We start from the raw sequence: 14,576 nt of genomic DNA, 5'->3' as shown, positions 1-14,576 counted from the left end.
GGAGGTGCGATGACGACGAGTGGCGCGGCAGCAGACCGGTCGACCGCCGGCTCGTCGACAGCACCCACCGCGCCACGCGCGCGCAGCCATTCGGCGTTGGCGCTCGTCGCGTTCATCGCGATCGTCGCCGCCGTCGCCGCGTTCGGCTCGATCACCTCCGCGTCGGCGATCGACGGCTGGTACGCCGAGACTCCGAAACCCATGTGGAACCCGCCCAATGCGGTGTTCGGGCCGGTCTGGACGGTGCTCTACCTCGCCATGGCCATCGCCGCCTGGCTGATCTGGAAGGCACCGGCTTCGCTCGAGCGCACGCGAGCACTCAAGGCCTACGTCGTGCAGCTCGTGCTCAACGCGATCTGGACCCCGGCATTCTTCGGCCTCGGGTCGCTCATCGGCGCCCCAGGGGTCTGGTTCGCGCTCGGGCTCATCGTCGTGCTCAACTTCGCCATCCTCGCCGCCATCATCCGCTTCGGCGATGTGAGCAAGTTGGCCGCCGCGCTGCTGATTCCGTATTGGTTCTGGACTCTCTTCGCGACGACCCTCAACGCGGCCATCGCGGTGTTGGCACGCTGAGGCACCTGCCGCGCGCTACCGTGGAAACGTGACCGACCTCGAGGCCCCGCCGCGCCGTCGTGCCGCACGCATCGGGCGTGCACTGCTCGTCGCCCTGGCGGCCGTCAGCATCGTGGCGCAGTCGGCCGTGCTCGCCGGTGCCGGGTGGGCGGCCGCGAACCCGCGCCTCGTGGGCGACGCGATCACCGTGCATCGCTTCGAGCCCAGCCCCGCCGTCGCCGGCTACATCGACCGCGCCGCGATGAGCGAGCGCGGCGCCTTCGTCTTTCTCGCGAGCAAGCCCGAACTGGTGCCGGCCGAGAGCTTCGATCTCTACTGCTCGCGCGACGAACCAGGCATCGGAGTGCTCGGGTGCTTCACGTTCGCCGACGCGCGCATCTTCATCTACGACATCACCAACCCCGACCTCGCCGACTTCGAGGTGGTCGTCGCGGCGCACGAGATGCTGCACGCGGCCTGGGACCGCTTGAGCGCCGACGAGAAGGCCGCGCTCGAAGAACCGCTCGAGCGCACCTTCGCCGAGCTCGGCCCCGACCACGAGCTGGTCGACCGCATCGCCTCGTACGAGGCATTCGACCCGCGGTCGCGCGTGCCCGAGCTCTACGCCATTCTCGGCACCGAGATCGCCGAGCTGCCTGAGGAGCTCGAGCAGCACTATGCCGAGTACTTCGACGACCGCAGCGTCGTCGTCACCCTGTGGCAGGGCATCGACGCGATCTTCGTCGAGCTCGAAGCCGAGCTGCAGCGACTCGGTGCAGAACTCGAGGCGCTCGTCGTGCAGATCGAAGCCGATCAGCAGCAGGCCGAGCTGGTCGCCGCTCAGCTCGAGGCCGACATCGCCGCGTTCAACGCACGCGCTGACCGCCCTGGCGGCTACACAAGCCAGTCGGCCTTCCAGCGAGACCGCGACGCGCTCATCGCTCGACAGGCCGATCTGAACGCGCGCATCGATGCCACCAACGCCCTCATCGACACCTACAACGCGCTGCTCGACGAGTTCACCGCGCTCAACGAGCAGGCGGCGGCACTCAACCGCGACCTCAACATCGACCCGCAGCCGATCGAGTCGATCGACTAGCGCTCGGCAGCACCAGGCGGAAAGAGCTCGTCGATGAGCGCCAGCTCGTCGGCGTCAGGCTGCCAGGCCGACGCGGCCGCAGCGTTCTGCGCGACCTGCTCGACACTCGTCGCCCCGGCGATCACCGAACCCATGGCAGGGCGGCTCAGCAGCCAGCCGATGGTCGCCTCGAGCATCCCGATGCCGCGATCTGCGCAGAAATCGGCGTAGCCCTCGAGGGCATCCCACGGGGCCTCGTCGACCACGTGCGGGCGCTGCCGCATGATGCGGGTGTCGGCCGGGCCGCCCGCCCTCGTGAACTTGCCCGTGAGCAGGCCGTTGTGCAGCGGAAAGTAGGGCAGCAGGCCGACCCCGGAGCGTTCTGCGGCCGGAATCAGGTCGTCATCGGCGTCTCGCACGATGAGGCTGTATTCGTTCTGGGCCGAGATGAATCGGGGATGCTGCGCCGCGGTCGCGGCTGCCTCAGCCTCGAGCAGCTGCGTCGCGCTGAAGTTCGAGTGGCCGAGGTATCGCACATAGCCGGCGTCGACGAGCTCGTGCAGGGCGGCGAGCGTCTCGTCGACGGGGGTCTGGGGGTCGGGGGTGTGCAGCTGGTAGAGATCGATGTAGTCGGTGCGCAGCCGGCGCAGCGAGCCCTCGACCGAGGCGCGGATGTAGGCGCGAGAGCCGTGCGGCACGTCAGGAAGGTCGGGGTTCTTCGCCTCGACGTGGCCGAACTTCGTCGCGAGCACGACCTGGTCGCGCCGACCCACGAGGGCAGCCCCCATGAGCGTCTCGCTGCGCCCGTGGCTGTAGCCGTACATCTCTGCCGTGTCGAGCAGCGTGATGCCGTGATCGATGGCAGCGTGCAGCACTCTCGACGTTCCTGCCTGCTCTTCGGTGGCCGCGCCCGGTCGGCCGAAGTTGTTGCACCCGAGGCCGACCGCGCTCACGAGCAGGTCAGAACGGCCGAGGTGTCGAAGCGGCATAGTCGTCATGCTCCTATCCTCCCCCGACTCCGCCGAGCGTTCGCCATCCCCATGTCTGAAAACCGCCAGTGCCCGGATGCTCGCTCGCGTTAGCCTCGGTGCATGACACCCCGCTCAGCACCCGCACCCGGCCTGCTCACGATCGACTCGCCGATCGGTCGCATCGCCCTGCACAGCGACGGTGATGCGGTCACGCGGCTCGAGATCGCCACCCAGGGCCGGCTGACGACCGACGGCGCACCAGACTCGCCCACCCCGGTGCTGCGGCGCACTGCGACAGAGCTCGCGCAGTACTTCGCCGGTCGGCGCACCGACTTCACCGTGCCGGTGCGACTCATCGGCACGCCGTTTCAGCTCGACATCTGGCGGCAGCTGCAAGCCATCCCTTTCGGCGATGTGCGCGGGTACGGCGAGCTCGGCCGCGCGACCGGCCGACCGACCGCGGGCCGCGCGGTGGGCGGCGCCGTCGGTGCGAATCCCGTGCCTCTGCTCGTGCCCTGCCATCGTGTGCTCGCGAGCGACGCGCGCATCACCGGCTACAGCGCCGGCGACGGCGTCGTCACGAAAGTGTGGCTGCTCGACCATGAGGGCATCCCCCACCGATGACGGTGGCATCGATTCGCGTGGCCGACGACGGCGTCGCGCGATGCGCGTGGGTCGGTGCTGACCCGGTGTACGCGGCCTATCACGATGACGAGTGGGGCGTCGAGCTGCGAGGCGACCGCCCCCTGTTCGAGAAGCTGACGCTCGAGGCCTTTCAGAGCGGCCTGTCGTGGATCACCATCTTGCGGCGACGCGACGGGTTTCGTCGTGCCTTCCATGCGTTCGACTGGGCGCGCATCGCCGCCTACGACGACGGCGATGTCACGCGGCTCATGAGCGATGAGGGCATCATCCGCAACCGCGCGAAGATCACCGCGACCCTCGCCAACGCGCGAGTGCTGACCGAGTGGCTCAGCGTCGACCCCGGCGGCCTCGACGCGCTCATCTGGTCGCATCAGCCAGCGCCGCGTCGCGAGCGGCTGGCCGCACTCGCCGACGTGCCCGCTCAGACGGCGGAGTCGCGCGCGCTGGCGTCTGCGCTCAAGCAGCGCGGTCTGCGCTTCGTCGGCCCGACCACCGCCTACGCGCTCATGCAGTCGGCGGGGCTCGTCGACGACCACGTCGTCGGCTGCTGGCGCGCCCGGTAGCCGCAGTCGCCCGGCCCGCTGGGCGGGGCGGCAGCACGGCCCGGCTCAGCGGGGCGGCAGCACTCCGGGCACGACGAGCTCGAGCTCACGAGCTGCGCACTGACGCAAGGGCCAGCCGAGCTCGGTCGACACTCGGCACACCGCATCGATCGACGACGGCAGCGGGCCGGCCGAGAGCAGCGCGCGCACGAACTCGCCCTTGCCCTTCTTGTTGAAGTGGTTGAGAGCGCGTGCGACGCCGTCGTCGCCGACAGCGACGACCCGCACCGTGACTGCATCATCGCGGTCGGGCAACGGCCCGAGCGAGGCATAGCCCGCCGACCGAAGATCGATGAGCGGCCCGTCGAGACTCCGCAGCACTGCGGCGTTGAGCTGCGCCCAGTGCGACCTCAATCTCACTCCGGGCAGCCGACTGTCGTGCGACAGGCGGTACGCAGGAATCAGATCGTCGGCCGCCACGAGCCCGAACAGGGCCGAGTGCACCATGAGGTGACGGGATGCTCGCCGGCGAGCATCCCGCTGCCATTCCTGCACGGCCAGCGCGTCGAACAGCACGCCGGTGTAGCGCTCGATCGCCGGCATAGTCTGGCTGCTCTCGAGCTCTCGGTTGCGCGCGATCTCGACAGCGGCGGCCTTGGCGCCGAGCTTGAGCGCGCGTGCAGCGGCCGCCTCATCGGGCGAGAGCGCTCGAACGGCATCGAGCACCTCGCGACGGGCCGTCGAGAGCTCGGGGTGCGACAAAGTGTCGAGATCGAGCGCAGGGCCCCATCCGCCGTCGCGCTTGGTCTCAGACGGGGGCAGCAGAATCTGCATCAGTCGCGAAGGAACGCGACGATGCGGTCGACGAGCTCGGGCACCGGCTCGACCGTGTCGAGAGTCAGCCGCGGGCGAGCCTCTGCCAGGCCCGACCAGGCCGCATACTCGTCGAGGCTCTGCTCGACAGCGTGCCACGTCGGTTCGGCGATGTGCAGCAGATCGCGACGACGCTCTTCGAGACGGCGGCGGTGCAGCAGCCGATCGCTGCAGATGGTCTCGACGAACCGCACGTCGACGCCCAGCCTCTCACCGAGCAGCACCCACTGGTCGCGCGCCGGGGAGACCGCATTGACGGCGTCGACGATGACGCCCTGGCCAGAGCGCAGCACGGCGTCGGCGATCGTCTCGGCGACGAGATAGGCCGCGAGGCCGGTCGGCTGGTCGGCACCGATTCCGGCGCGAAGAATCGCCGACTCGAGTGGGTCGACCGAGACGACGGGCACCCCGATCTCTCGCGCGAGTGCTTCGGCGACCGTGCTCTTGCCCGAGCCCGGCAAGCCCGCCATCGCGACGAGCACAGTGCTAGACCAGCGCGGCGGCGCCCGCCACGATCGTCACCGTGTCGTTCTCGACCGACAGAAAACCGTCTTCGGCCTGCGCGACGATGACAGCACCCTCGGTCGGGGTGATGCGCACTTCACCCGAACTCAGAATGCCGAGCACCGGTTCGTGGCCCGGCAGAATGCCAATCTCACCCTCGGTCGTGCGCGCGACGATCTGCTTCGCGACGCCCGACCACACCTCGCGGTCGGCAGACACGACGCTGACCCTGAGTTCGGCCATGATCAGTCGTTCTCTTTCTGAATCTGCGCCCAGCGCTCTTCGACGTCGCTGATCGGGCCCACGTTGAAGAAGGCCTGCTCTGCCACGTGGTCGAACTCACCCTTGGCGATCGCGTCGAACGACTCGATGGTCTCTTTCAGCGGAACCGTCGAACCCTCGACGCCCGTGAACTTCTTGGCCATGTAGGTGTTCTGCGAGAGGAACTGCTGAATGCGGCGCGCGCGCGACACCGTGATCTTGTCTTCTTCGCTGAGCTCGTCGACACCGAGGATGGCGATGATCTCTTGCAGTTCTTTGTTCTTCTGCAAGATCTGCTTCACCGTCGTCGCCACGCGGTAGTGGTCGTCGCCGATGTACAGCGGGTCGAGGATGCGGCTCGTCGAGGTGAGCGGGTCGACGGCCGGGTAGAGACCCTTCGACGCGATCTCACGGCTGAGCTCGGTCGTCGCGTCGAGGTGCGCGAAGGTCGTCGCGGGTGCCGGGTCGGTGTAGTCGTCGGCGGGCACGTAGATGGCCTGCAGCGAGGTGATCGAGTGGCCACGGGTCGAGGTGATGCGCTCTTGCAGCACACCCATCTCGTCGGCGAGGTTCGGCTGGTAGCCCACGGCGGAGGGCATGCGGCCGAGCAGCGTCGACACCTCAGAGCCGGCCTGCGTGAACCGGAAGATGTTGTCGATGAAGAGCAGCACGTCTTGGTTCTGCACGTCGCGGAAGTACTCGGCCATCGTGAGCGCCGACAGCGCCACACGAAGACGGGTTCCCGGCGGCTCGTCCATCTGACCGAAGACCAGCGCGGTCTTGTCGAAGACTCCCGCCTCTTCCATCTCGTGAATGAGGTCGTTTCCTTCACGGGTGCGCTCACCGACACCGGCGAACACCGACACACCGCCGTGGTCTTGCGCCACGCGCTGGATCATCTCTTGGATGAGCACGGTCTTGCCGACACCGGCACCACCGAAGAGGCCGATCTTTCCACCCTGCACGTAGGGCGTCAGCAGGTCGATGACCTTGATGCCGGTCTCGAAGAGCTGCGTCTTCGACTCCAACTGGTCGAAGGCCGGGGGCTTGCGGTGGATCGGCCACCGCTCGCTGACCTCGATCTTCTCGCCAGGTGCGGCGTTGAGCACGTCGCCCGTCACGTTGAAGACCTTGCCCTTGGTCACGTCGCCGACCGGCACCGTGATGGGCGAGCCCGAGTCGCGAACCTCTTGACCGCGCACGAGACCGTCGGTGGGCTTCAGGGCGATGGCGCGCACGAGGTCGTCGCCGAGGTGCTGCGCGACCTCGAGGATGAGCTCGGTCTTCTGGTCGCCGATCGTCACCGTCGTCGAGAGCGCGTTGTAGATGCCGGGGATGGCGTCGTGCGGAAACTCGATGTCGACGACCGGGCCGGTCACGCGAGCGATGCGGCCCACGCCGGCGGTCGCTGCCGTGGCGGCGGGCTTCGTCTTGGTTGAGGTAGCCATTGTTTTTCTTCCTGTCGTCAGAACTGTGCTTACTTGGCTGAGCTGAGGGCGTCTGCGCCGCCCACGATCTCAGAAATCTGTTGAGTGATCTCGGCCTGGCGAGCGTTGTTCGCCAGTCGGGTGTAGTCGAGAATCAGCTTGTCGGCGTTGTCGCTGGCCGACTTCATCGCCTTCTGGCGCGCGGCGTGCTCTGACGCAGCCGACTGCAGCATGGCGTTGAAGATTCGGCTCTCGATGTAGACCGGCAAGAGCGAGTCGAGCACCTGATCGACCTCGGGCTCGAACTCGTAGAGCGGCAGAACCTCGGTGTCTCCGGGCTCGTCGACACCGTCGACGACCTCGAGCGGCAGCACGCGCACGATCTCGGGAGTCTGGGTGACGAGGCTGACGAAGCGGTTGTAGACGATGTGAATCTCGTCGACACCCCCCTCGGCACCACCGCGAACGAAGGCCTCGACGAGGGTGTCGGCGATCTCTTTCGCCGTCGCGAACTCGGGCTGGTCGGTGTTGCCCGTCCACTGCTTCTCGACGGCGCGGCGGCGGAATGCGTAGTACGACACCGCTTTGCGGCCGACGACGTAGTTCACGACCTCGCGACCCTCGTCTTCGAGTCGCGTGCGCAACTCGTTCGCCTCGCGAATCGCCTGCGAGCTGAAGGCACCCGCGAGGCCTCGGTCTGAGGTGAAGACGACGACGGCGGCTCGCGTCGGGTTCTCGCGCTCAGTGGTCAGCACGTGATCGACGTTCGAGTACGTCGCGACGGCCGAGACCGCTCGCGTCACGGCGCGAGCGTACGGCCCCGAGGCCGCCATGCGCGCTTGCGCCTTCTGAATCCGCGAGGCGGAGATGAGCTCCATCGCGCGCGTGATCTTCTTGGTCGTCTGGGCAGAACGAATCTTCTGCCGGTAGACCCGAAGTTGCGCTCCCATGTGCTGGTTTCCGTTTCTTGGTCGGTGCTGTCGTGAACGTTCTGGGCGAGTGGATGGGGCGCGCTCAGCGCGCCCGCCTCACTTCTTGCGCCGAACGATCTTCTCCTGGTTGATGTCTTCGACCTCAGTGGCGTCGAACTGCTCGTTGCCGGCGTGCACGCCGCCCTCTTCGCCGCCCTGGAAGGCGACGACGAAGGCGTCGACGGCCTTCTCGAGCTCGGCCTCTGTCGCGTCATCGAGCACGTTCGAGTCGCGCAGCGTGGTGAGAATGCTCGTGTTGCGGCGCAAGTGCTCGAGCAGCTCGCCTTCGAAACGCAGAACGTCGTCGACATCGATCGTGTCGAGCTTGCCTTTTGTTCCTGCCCAGATCGAGACGACCTGCTCTTCGACCGGGTACGGCGAGTACTGAGGCTGCTTGAGCAGCTCGGTCAGTCGGGCACCGCGCGCGAGCTGACGTCGGCTCGCGGCGTCGAGGTCGCTCGCGAACATCGCGAACGCTTCGAGCGAGCGGTACTGCGCGAGCTCGAGCTTCAGGGTTCCCGACACCTTCTTGATGCTCTTCACCTGTGCGTCACCACCGACGCGCGACACCGAGATGCCCACGTCGACGGCGGGGCGCTGATTGGCGTTGAAGAGGTCGGACTGCAGGAAGATCTGGCCGTCGGTGATCGAGATCACGTTGGTGGGAATGTAGGCCGAGACGTCGTTGGCCTTGGTCTCGATGATCGGCAGACCCGTCATCGAGCCGGCGCCGAGCTCATCCGAGAGCTTGGCGCAGCGCTCGAGCAGACGCGAGTGCAAGTAGAAGACGTCACCCGGGTAGGCCTCGCGACCCGGCGGGCGGCGCAGCAGCAGCGAGACGGCGCGGTAGGCCTCGGCCTGCTTCGAGAGGTCGTCGAAGATGATGAGCACGTGCTTGCCGCCGTACATCCAGTGCTGGCCGATGGCCGACCCGGTGTAGGGGGCGAGGTACTTGAAGCCTGCGGGGTCAGATGCCGGGGCGGCGACGATGGTCGTGTACTCCATGGCGCCGGCCTCTTCGAGCGCGCCCTTGACCGCGGCGATCGTCGAGCCCTTCTGGCCGATGGCGACGTAGATGCAGCGCACCTGCTTCGAGACGTCGCCCGACTGCCAATTGGCCTTCTGGTTGATGATCGTGTCGATCGCGATGGCGGTCTTGCCGGTCTGGCGGTCGCCGATGATGAGCTGACGCTGGCCGCGACCGACGGGAATCATCGCGTCGATGGCCTTGATGCCGGTCTGCAGCGGCTCGTGCACGCTCTTGCGCTGCATCACGCCGGGCGCCTGCAGCTCGAGCGCACGACGGCCCTCGCTGGCGATCTCGCCGAGGCCGTCGATGGGGGCTCCGAGCGGGTCGACGACGCGGCCGAGGTAGCCGTCGCCGACGGGCACCGAGAGCACCTCGCCCGTGCGCGTGACCTCCATGCCCTCGACGATGCCCGTGAACTCGCCGAGCACGACGACACCGATCTCGTTCTCGTCGAGGTTCTGCGCGAGGCCCAGCGTGCCGTCGGCGAAGCGGATGAGCTCGTTCGCCATGACGCCGGGCAGGCCCTCGACGTGGGCGATGCCGTCGGCGGCGTCGATGACGTGGCCGACCTCGGTCGCCGCGGCCTTGCCGGGCGCGTACGACTTCGCGAAGTTCTTCAGCGCATCGCGGATCTCGTCCGGGCTGATCGTGAGTTCTGCCATGTTCTTCCCTTTTCGTTCGAGTGCCGTGCCGGCCCTCGGCTGGTGTGTGGTGCGCTGTGCCTAGCCGGCCAGCTGAAGCTTCAGTTCGGTCAATCGTGCGGCGATGCTGCCGTCGGTGACTTCGTCGCCGACCTGCACGCGCACGCCGCCCACGAGGGCGGGGTCGACGATCTGGTTGATGACGTGCTCACGGCCATAGCGGCTCGTGATGGTCTCTGACACGTTCTTGCGCTGCGCCGCCGAGAGCGGGGCGGCGACGGTCACCGTCGCGATGCCCTTGCCGGCGGTGTCGGCGACCGTGCTCGCGGCGCCGCGCACGAGCTCACCGATGCGGCGACCGCGCGGCTGTTGCACGAGGTGGCCGGCGATCGCGAGCGCCTCAGCCGAGGCCTTGCGGCCGAGCAGCTCGGTCACGAGCGCGAGCTTCGACTCTGCCGCGCCGCGCTTGCTGCCGATGGCGAGCTCGAGCTCAGCATCCGACGTCACGGCACGGCCGAATTCGAACAGTTCTGCCTCGATCGTGCTCGATGCCGGCGCCGACGCGGCGATGGCCCTGATGCCGATCTCTTCGATGCCTGCCAGCAGGTCGTTGCCGCTCGACCAGCGGCTCGCCACCATGCCGTGCAGCAGATCGCGAGCGGGCTTCGAGAGCTCAGCGAACACGGTGTCGATGAGGGTCGTGGTGCCCTTCGCGTCACTCGACGGGTTCGACAGCGCACTCAGCAGCTGCGGAGAGCCGCCGATCGTTCTCGCGGCGGCGAGCAGCTCTTCACCGGTGGCGAGGGTGACACCCTTCGCGGCGGAGAGAGCGGTGCGCGCCGAGTCGAGAGCGCTGCGCGTTGCAGAACCCATCGCTACTTGACCGCCTTCGTCGAGCGCGCCGAGTCGTTCTCGAGGTCTGCCAAGAAGCGGTCGACGAGCGAGGTCGCGCGCTTGTCATCGCTGAGCGATTCGCCGATCACGCCGCTCGCGAGGTCGAGTGCGAGCGAACCGACCTCTGCGCGCAGCGAGACGAGCGCCGCCTGGCGCTCGGCCTCGATCTGCTGTTGAGCGGTCGCGGTGATGCGGGCTGCCTCGGCCTGCGCCTGCTCTTTGAGCTCGGCCAGGATGACGCCGCCCTCGGCGCGAGCCTGTTCACGAATCTTGGCCGCTTCGGCCCGGCCCTCGGCGAGTAGCTTGTTGTACTCCTCGAGCGCGGCCTTCGCCTCGGCCTGAGCCGACTCGGCCTTCTCGATGCCGCCCTCGATGAGTGCGGCACGCTCGTCGAGCACTCGCTGCATGCGGGGCAGCACGACGCGCCAGAACAGCAGCAGGACGAGAATGAACGGGACCAGCGAGTAGACGATGTCGTACCACGCCGGAATCAGCGGGTTCGGCGCTTCGTCAGCGGCGACAATGAGCTCTGCGAGCATGAGGGGCTCTCTTAGTTGGTGAAGATGAAGTACGTCGCGATACCGATGAACGCGAGGGCTTCGGTGAAGGCGATACCGATGTACATGAGCACCGTGAGGCGGCCCTGCAGTTCAGGCTGGCGCGCGACCGATTCGATCGTCTTGCCGACGACCAGGCCGACGCCGATACCGGCACCGATGGCTGAGAGGCCGTAACCGACGGTTGCGATGTTGCCGTTGATCTCGGCGAGAACCGTGTTTGCGTCCACGAGGGTGTTTCCTTCCGTATCGAAACCGAGCGTGCGGGTGCGCGCTCGGAGGGTCGTTAGTGCTCGTCTGCCAGCGCGAGCTGGATGTAGACAGTGGTCAAGAGGGCGAAGATGTAGGCCTGCAGCACGGCGATGAGAATCTCGAAGAACGTGAATGCGGTGCCGAAGGCCAGGGTCACGGCGCTCGCGGCGATCCACCAGCCGCCCAGCTCGACCATGAAGAAGGCCGTCGCCGAGAAGAACAGCACGAGCAGCAGGTGGCCCACGATCATGTTCATGAGCAGACGAAGTGTGAGCGTCACGGGCCGCAGGATGAACAGCGAGATGAACTCGATCGGCGTGACGATGACGTAGAGCGGCCACGGCACGCCGGGCGGGAAGAGCGCGTTGCGCAAGAAGGTCCACGGGTGCTTGCGCAGGCCTGCCCAGACGAACGCGATGTAGGCCGCGACGGCGAGCACGAGCGGAAGGCCGACCACCGAGGTTCCGGCGATGTTGATGCCGGGAACGATGCCCGTGATGTTCATGAACAGCACGAGGAAGAAGATCGTGGTGATCAGCGGCAGGAAACGCTGCCCGTCTTTCTTGCCGAGCAGGTCTTCGACGATGCTCTTGCGCACGAACTCGAGGCCGAGCTCGATGGTTCCCTGGAAGCGGCCGGGGATGAGCTGCATCTTGCGCGTGCCGAGGTAGAACATCAAGAAGATGACCGCCACGATGACCAGGCGCAGCAGCATGATGCGGTTCATCTCGAAGAACTGGCTGCCCTCGAAGAAGATCGCGGGAGGGAAGAAGTCGAGAATCGACGGCCCCTTGAATTCGGGGGCGTCAGAGGTGGGAACCGTCGCAAGAGCGAGGATGGGGATCAGGGCAGCAGCGCTCAGGGGAGTCTCCAGCATCGGGGCGAACGAGAAAGTTTCGCGGCGATCGGCGGCGGTACCTCCACCCTACCAACAGAACGGGGTGCCGATGAACCGCGGCTGCTCGAGATCAGAGGTCGGGAATCTCATCTTTGCTCGGCAGCCGCACGTCGCTCACGTAGGGCACGCGCGATCGGCTGACTGCGATGATGTCGGTCACGAGCCCACCGACGACGGCGACGACGAGCGTAATGAAGAGCACCGTCGGCTGCACGAATGGCGCATCGCGCAGCGTGATGACGAGGGCGAGGAACGCGATGAACTTGAGCACCCACGATCCGATCACGATGCCGAAGTAGGCAGGAGACAGCAGATCGCTGCCGGTCACCCGATCAGCGATGAGGATGCTCGCCGCGGTCAGGCCGAGAAACACGAACGCCATCCCGGCGCCGATGAGCGCGCTCAGCAGCCCTGGCAGGTCGGCGACGAGCGCCCCGACCACGCTGCCGATGATCGCGATGGCGAATGTCAGGGCGCCGCCGTAGATCAGCGACAGGCGCAGGGCGGGCGCCGCGCTCGAGGGGCGCGAGGGTGACTGAGTCATCGGGATTCCTCCGGTTGGGGTGCGGTCAGCGCGGCGTCGTCGAGCTCGGCGTCGTCGATGTCGTCGGGCGCCGCGGCGTCGAGAGGATCGAATCGGGCCAGCTCGCCCGTAGAGTCGGGCGCCGACTGCGCCGCGCGCTCGATGCGCTTGCGGCGGCTGAGCGGTGCGAGCGTGACGATCGTGCAGGCGATGAGCCCGAGCACCATGGCGCTGAGCGCCCACCACCATGCCATGAACAAGAACAGCAGCGCCCCGACGGCGACGACCGCCGTCCAGCCGTAGAAGATGAGCACGGCGTGAAAGTGCGAGTGCCCCATGTCGAGCAGCCGGTGGTGCAGGTGCTTGCGGTCGGCGGTGAACGGCGACTTGCCCGCTCGCAGTCGGCGCAGCACCGCGAGGCCGAAATCGAGCAGCGGCACGACGAGCACCGCGAAGGGCAGCACGAGCGGAATGAACGCCGGCACGAGCTGGCTGCGGTCGATGCCCGGGTCGATCTGACCCGTCACCGAGATCGTCGACACCGCCATGAGCATGCCCACCACGAGGGCTCCCCCGTCGCCCATGAAGATCTTCGCGGGGTGCCAGTTGAACGGCAGGAATCCTGCCGTCGCCCCCAGCAGCACGGCCATGACGAGCGACGCCAGGTTGAAGGCGGTCTGCGCCGTGTCGATCGACAGCAGGTAGCTGTAGATGAAGAACACCGTGCCCGCGATGATCGTCACGCCCGCGACGAGGCCGTCGAGGCCGTCGATGAAGTTCACCGCGTTCATGACGAGCACGACCGCGAGCACCGTGATGATGAGCGACATCGTCGGCGAGAGAATCGTGATGCCAGAATCTGGCCCGATCGGCAGCGACACGATCTGCAGGCTCGACCAGGCGAGAAAGCCCGCCACGAGCAGCTGCCCGGCGAGCTTGGTCATCCAGTCGAGATCCCAGAGGTCGTCGATGACCCCGATGACGAGCATGACCACGGCGGCGGCGACGATTGCGATGATCGGGAAAGGATCGGCGAAGACGAGCCTGAACCAGCTGATCTGCGAGGCGATCACGAGGGCGACGACGATGCCCACGACGATCGCGATGCCGCCGAGCCGAGGCGTCGGAATCGTGTGCACATCGCGCTCGCGGATTCCCGGGTAGAGCTTGAAGCGGTGGCTGAGCCGCAGCACGCCCCATGATGCGCCGAAGCTCACCAGGGCGGCGATGAGCGCGACCAGCAGGTAGAAGGTCACGCCACGAGCTCCGCGCCGACGACGCGCGCGATCGCTGCGGCCGGAATGACCCCCTGGCGCAGGATGCGCAGCTTGCCGTCGGGAAGATGCAGGCTCGTGGCGTCGACGATCGTCGAGCCGGGGTCGGCGGTGGGTGTCGCCTCGACTCCGACCTCGCCGCCGTCGAGATACACCGACACCCGGTCGCCGAGCATCGCGAGCGCGTCAGCCGCGGTGCGTGCGGCGGGCATCCCGCTGATATTGGCGCTCGAGACGGCGAGCGGGCCGGTGTCGGCGAGCAAGTGCAGTGCGTGACGGTTGTCTGGCATGCGCAGCGCGACGGTGCCCCGGGTCTCGCCGAGATCCCACGCGAGCGACTCGCGCGCTTCGACGACCACCGTGAGCCCACCCGGCCAGAACTCTTTCACGAGCTTCTCGACGGCCTCGGGCACGTTCTCGGCGAGCGCCGCCAGGGTCGGGATGCCCGGAATCAGTACGGGCGGCGGGGCATCTCTTCCGCGCTCTTTCGCATCGAGCAGGCGCTGCACGGCTTCGGCGCGGAAGGCGTCGGCCGCGAGGCCGTAGACGGTGTCGGTGGGCAGCACGACGAGTTCTCCGCGGCCGATGGCGCCGCGTGCGGCCCGAAGACCCTCGAGCAGCTCGCTCTCGACAGAGCAGTCGTACACGGCGGTCATGATGCGTTCATCGTACTGGGGCAGACT

General features: G+C 67.4%; 18 protein-coding genes. 4 read left to right on the top strand and 14 right to left on the bottom strand.

The features are described from left to right. Positions 1–9: 9 nt before the first annotated feature. The gene (locus tag KIT89_RS01635) at positions 10–573 is read left to right on the top strand and encodes a TspO/MBR family protein (RefSeq protein ID WP_297602737.1); all 564 of its coding nucleotides are present in this window, start codon (positions 10–12) and stop codon (positions 571–573) included. 28 nt (positions 574–601) lie between these two features. Next, positions 602–1,651, top strand: coding sequence for a hypothetical protein (locus tag KIT89_RS01630; RefSeq protein ID WP_297602736.1), 1,050 nt, complete (start codon positions 602–604; stop codon positions 1,649–1,651). Here KIT89_RS01630 and KIT89_RS01625 read toward each other — a convergent pair. Next, on the bottom strand, positions 1,648–2,628 hold the full coding sequence (locus KIT89_RS01625) for an aldo/keto reductase (RefSeq protein ID WP_297602735.1): 981 nt from the start codon (positions 2,626–2,628) through the stop codon (positions 1,648–1,650). The two genes, KIT89_RS01630 and KIT89_RS01625, sit on opposite strands and share 4 nt — an antisense overlap. Positions 2,629–2,721: 93 nt before the next feature. Here KIT89_RS01625 and KIT89_RS01620 point away from each other — a divergent pair, with 93 nt between their 5' ends. Continuing rightward, positions 2,722–3,225 (top strand): methylated-DNA--[protein]-cysteine S-methyltransferase, encoded by a 504-nt coding sequence (locus tag KIT89_RS01620; RefSeq protein ID WP_297602733.1) that lies wholly within the window; start codon positions 2,722–2,724, stop codon positions 3,223–3,225. Then, positions 3,222–3,809 carry a DNA-3-methyladenine glycosylase I gene (locus KIT89_RS01615; protein WP_297602732.1) on the top strand — a complete coding sequence of 196 codons (588 nt, stop codon included), beginning with the start codon at positions 3,222–3,224 and terminating at the stop codon, positions 3,807–3,809. The genes KIT89_RS01620 and KIT89_RS01615 overlap by 4 nt, the downstream gene beginning before the upstream one ends. Before the next feature lie 45 nt (positions 3,810–3,854). Here the strand turns inward: KIT89_RS01615 and KIT89_RS01610 are convergent, their stop codons facing one another. From KIT89_RS01610 to KIT89_RS01550, 13 genes are all read right to left on the bottom strand, one after another. After that, positions 3,855–4,622 (bottom strand): YaaA family protein, encoded by a 768-nt coding sequence (locus KIT89_RS01610; RefSeq protein WP_297602731.1) that lies wholly within the window; start codon positions 4,620–4,622, stop codon positions 3,855–3,857. Continuing rightward, complete coding sequence (locus KIT89_RS01605) at positions 4,622–5,131, bottom strand: AAA family ATPase (protein ID WP_297602729.1); 510 nt, start codon at positions 5,129–5,131, stop codon at positions 4,622–4,624. The genes KIT89_RS01610 and KIT89_RS01605 overlap by 1 nt, the downstream gene beginning before the upstream one ends. Before the next feature lie 16 nt (positions 5,132–5,147). Then, positions 5,148–5,408: a F0F1 ATP synthase subunit epsilon gene (locus KIT89_RS01600; protein ID WP_297602728.1), complete on the bottom strand. Its 261-nt coding sequence runs from the start codon at positions 5,406–5,408 to the stop codon at positions 5,148–5,150. Between the two features lie 2 nt (positions 5,409–5,410). Continuing rightward, positions 5,411–6,874 carry a F0F1 ATP synthase subunit beta gene (gene atpD, locus KIT89_RS01595; RefSeq protein ID WP_297602727.1) on the bottom strand — a complete coding sequence of 488 codons (1,464 nt, stop codon included), beginning with the start codon at positions 6,872–6,874 and terminating at the stop codon, positions 5,411–5,413. Positions 6,875–6,903: 29 nt separating this feature from the next. Beyond that, positions 6,904–7,803 (bottom strand): F0F1 ATP synthase subunit gamma, encoded by a 900-nt coding sequence (locus KIT89_RS01590; RefSeq protein WP_297602725.1) that lies wholly within the window; start codon positions 7,801–7,803, stop codon positions 6,904–6,906. Between the two features lie 78 nt (positions 7,804–7,881). Next, positions 7,882–9,516 carry a F0F1 ATP synthase subunit alpha gene (gene atpA, locus KIT89_RS01585; protein WP_297602724.1) on the bottom strand — a complete coding sequence of 545 codons (1,635 nt, stop codon included), beginning with the start codon at positions 9,514–9,516 and terminating at the stop codon, positions 7,882–7,884. Between the two features lie 60 nt (positions 9,517–9,576). After that, a complete protein-coding gene (locus KIT89_RS01580; RefSeq protein ID WP_297602722.1) occupies positions 9,577–10,368 on the bottom strand; it encodes a F0F1 ATP synthase subunit delta in 792 nt (263 codons plus the stop codon). Between the two features lie 2 nt (positions 10,369–10,370). After that, on the bottom strand, positions 10,371–10,928 hold the full coding sequence (locus tag KIT89_RS01575; RefSeq protein ID WP_297602720.1) for a F0F1 ATP synthase subunit B: 558 nt from the start codon (positions 10,926–10,928) through the stop codon (positions 10,371–10,373). Between the two features lie 11 nt (positions 10,929–10,939). Further along, on the bottom strand, positions 10,940–11,176 hold the full coding sequence (atpE, locus tag KIT89_RS01570) for an ATP synthase F0 subunit C (RefSeq protein WP_297602719.1): 237 nt from the start codon (positions 11,174–11,176) through the stop codon (positions 10,940–10,942). Positions 11,177–11,232: 56 nt separating this feature from the next. Beyond that, a complete protein-coding gene (gene atpB, locus KIT89_RS01565; protein ID WP_297602718.1) occupies positions 11,233–12,075 on the bottom strand; it encodes a F0F1 ATP synthase subunit A in 843 nt (280 codons plus the stop codon). A 91-nt stretch (positions 12,076–12,166) separates the two neighbouring features. Further along, on the bottom strand, positions 12,167–12,640 hold the full coding sequence (locus tag KIT89_RS01560) for a hypothetical protein (RefSeq protein ID WP_297602717.1): 474 nt from the start codon (positions 12,638–12,640) through the stop codon (positions 12,167–12,169). Then, positions 12,637–13,875: an MraY family glycosyltransferase gene (locus KIT89_RS01555; RefSeq protein WP_297602716.1), complete on the bottom strand. Its 1,239-nt coding sequence runs from the start codon at positions 13,873–13,875 to the stop codon at positions 12,637–12,639. Before KIT89_RS01555 ends, KIT89_RS01560 begins: the two co-directional genes overlap by 4 nt. Then, the gene (locus tag KIT89_RS01550) at positions 13,872–14,549 is read right to left on the bottom strand and encodes an L-threonylcarbamoyladenylate synthase (RefSeq protein WP_297602715.1); all 678 of its coding nucleotides are present in this window, start codon (positions 14,547–14,549) and stop codon (positions 13,872–13,874) included. The genes KIT89_RS01555 and KIT89_RS01550 overlap by 4 nt, the downstream gene beginning before the upstream one ends. Between the last annotated feature and the right edge of the window lie 27 nt (positions 14,550–14,576).

The organism is Microcella sp. (assembly GCF_025808395.1).
In the GTDB taxonomy this organism is placed as follows: domain Bacteria; phylum Actinomycetota; class Actinomycetes; order Actinomycetales; family Microbacteriaceae; genus Microcella.
The sequence above is the reverse complement of the archived record's forward strand: the minus strand, read 5'-3'. Positions and strand labels throughout refer to the sequence as shown.

What these genes read in the sequence shown, in the direction of transcription:
- KIT89_RS01615 (WP_297602732.1), top strand. Translation starts at nt 3,222, where the DNA reads ATGACGGTGGCATCGATTCGCGTGGCCGACGACGGCGTCGCGCGATGC.
- KIT89_RS01550 (WP_297602715.1), bottom strand. Translation starts at nt 14,549, where the DNA reads ATGACCGCCGTGTACGACTGCTCTGTCGAGAGCGAGCTGCTCGAGGGT.
- KIT89_RS01605 (WP_297602729.1), bottom strand. Translation starts at nt 5,131, where the DNA reads ATGGCGGGCTTGCCGGGCTCGGGCAAGAGCACGGTCGCCGAAGCACTC.
- KIT89_RS01620 (WP_297602733.1), top strand. Translation starts at nt 2,722, where the DNA reads ATGACACCCCGCTCAGCACCCGCACCCGGCCTGCTCACGATCGACTCG.
- KIT89_RS01610 (WP_297602731.1), bottom strand. Translation starts at nt 4,622, where the DNA reads ATGCAGATTCTGCTGCCCCCGTCTGAGACCAAGCGCGACGGCGGATGG.
- atpA (WP_297602724.1), bottom strand. Translation starts at nt 9,516, where the DNA reads ATGGCAGAACTCACGATCAGCCCGGACGAGATCCGCGATGCGCTGAAG.
- KIT89_RS01600 (WP_297602728.1), bottom strand. Translation starts at nt 5,408, where the DNA reads ATGGCCGAACTCAGGGTCAGCGTCGTGTCTGCCGACCGCGAGGTGTGG.
- KIT89_RS01590 (WP_297602725.1), bottom strand. Translation starts at nt 7,803, where the DNA reads ATGGGAGCGCAACTTCGGGTCTACCGGCAGAAGATTCGTTCTGCCCAG.
- KIT89_RS01560 (WP_297602717.1), bottom strand. Translation starts at nt 12,640, where the DNA reads ATGACTCAGTCACCCTCGCGCCCCTCGAGCGCGGCGCCCGCCCTGCGC.
- atpD (WP_297602727.1), bottom strand. Translation starts at nt 6,874, where the DNA reads ATGGCTACCTCAACCAAGACGAAGCCCGCCGCCACGGCAGCGACCGCC.
- atpB (WP_297602718.1), bottom strand. Translation starts at nt 12,075, where the DNA reads ATGCTGGAGACTCCCCTGAGCGCTGCTGCCCTGATCCCCATCCTCGCT.
- KIT89_RS01580 (WP_297602722.1), bottom strand. Translation starts at nt 10,368, where the DNA reads ATGGGTTCTGCAACGCGCAGCGCTCTCGACTCGGCGCGCACCGCTCTC.
- KIT89_RS01625 (WP_297602735.1), bottom strand. Translation starts at nt 2,628, where the DNA reads ATGACGACTATGCCGCTTCGACACCTCGGCCGTTCTGACCTGCTCGTG.
- KIT89_RS01635 (WP_297602737.1), top strand. Translation starts at nt 10, where the DNA reads ATGACGACGAGTGGCGCGGCAGCAGACCGGTCGACCGCCGGCTCGTCG.
- KIT89_RS01575 (WP_297602720.1), bottom strand. Translation starts at nt 10,928, where the DNA reads ATGCTCGCAGAGCTCATTGTCGCCGCTGACGAAGCGCCGAACCCGCTG.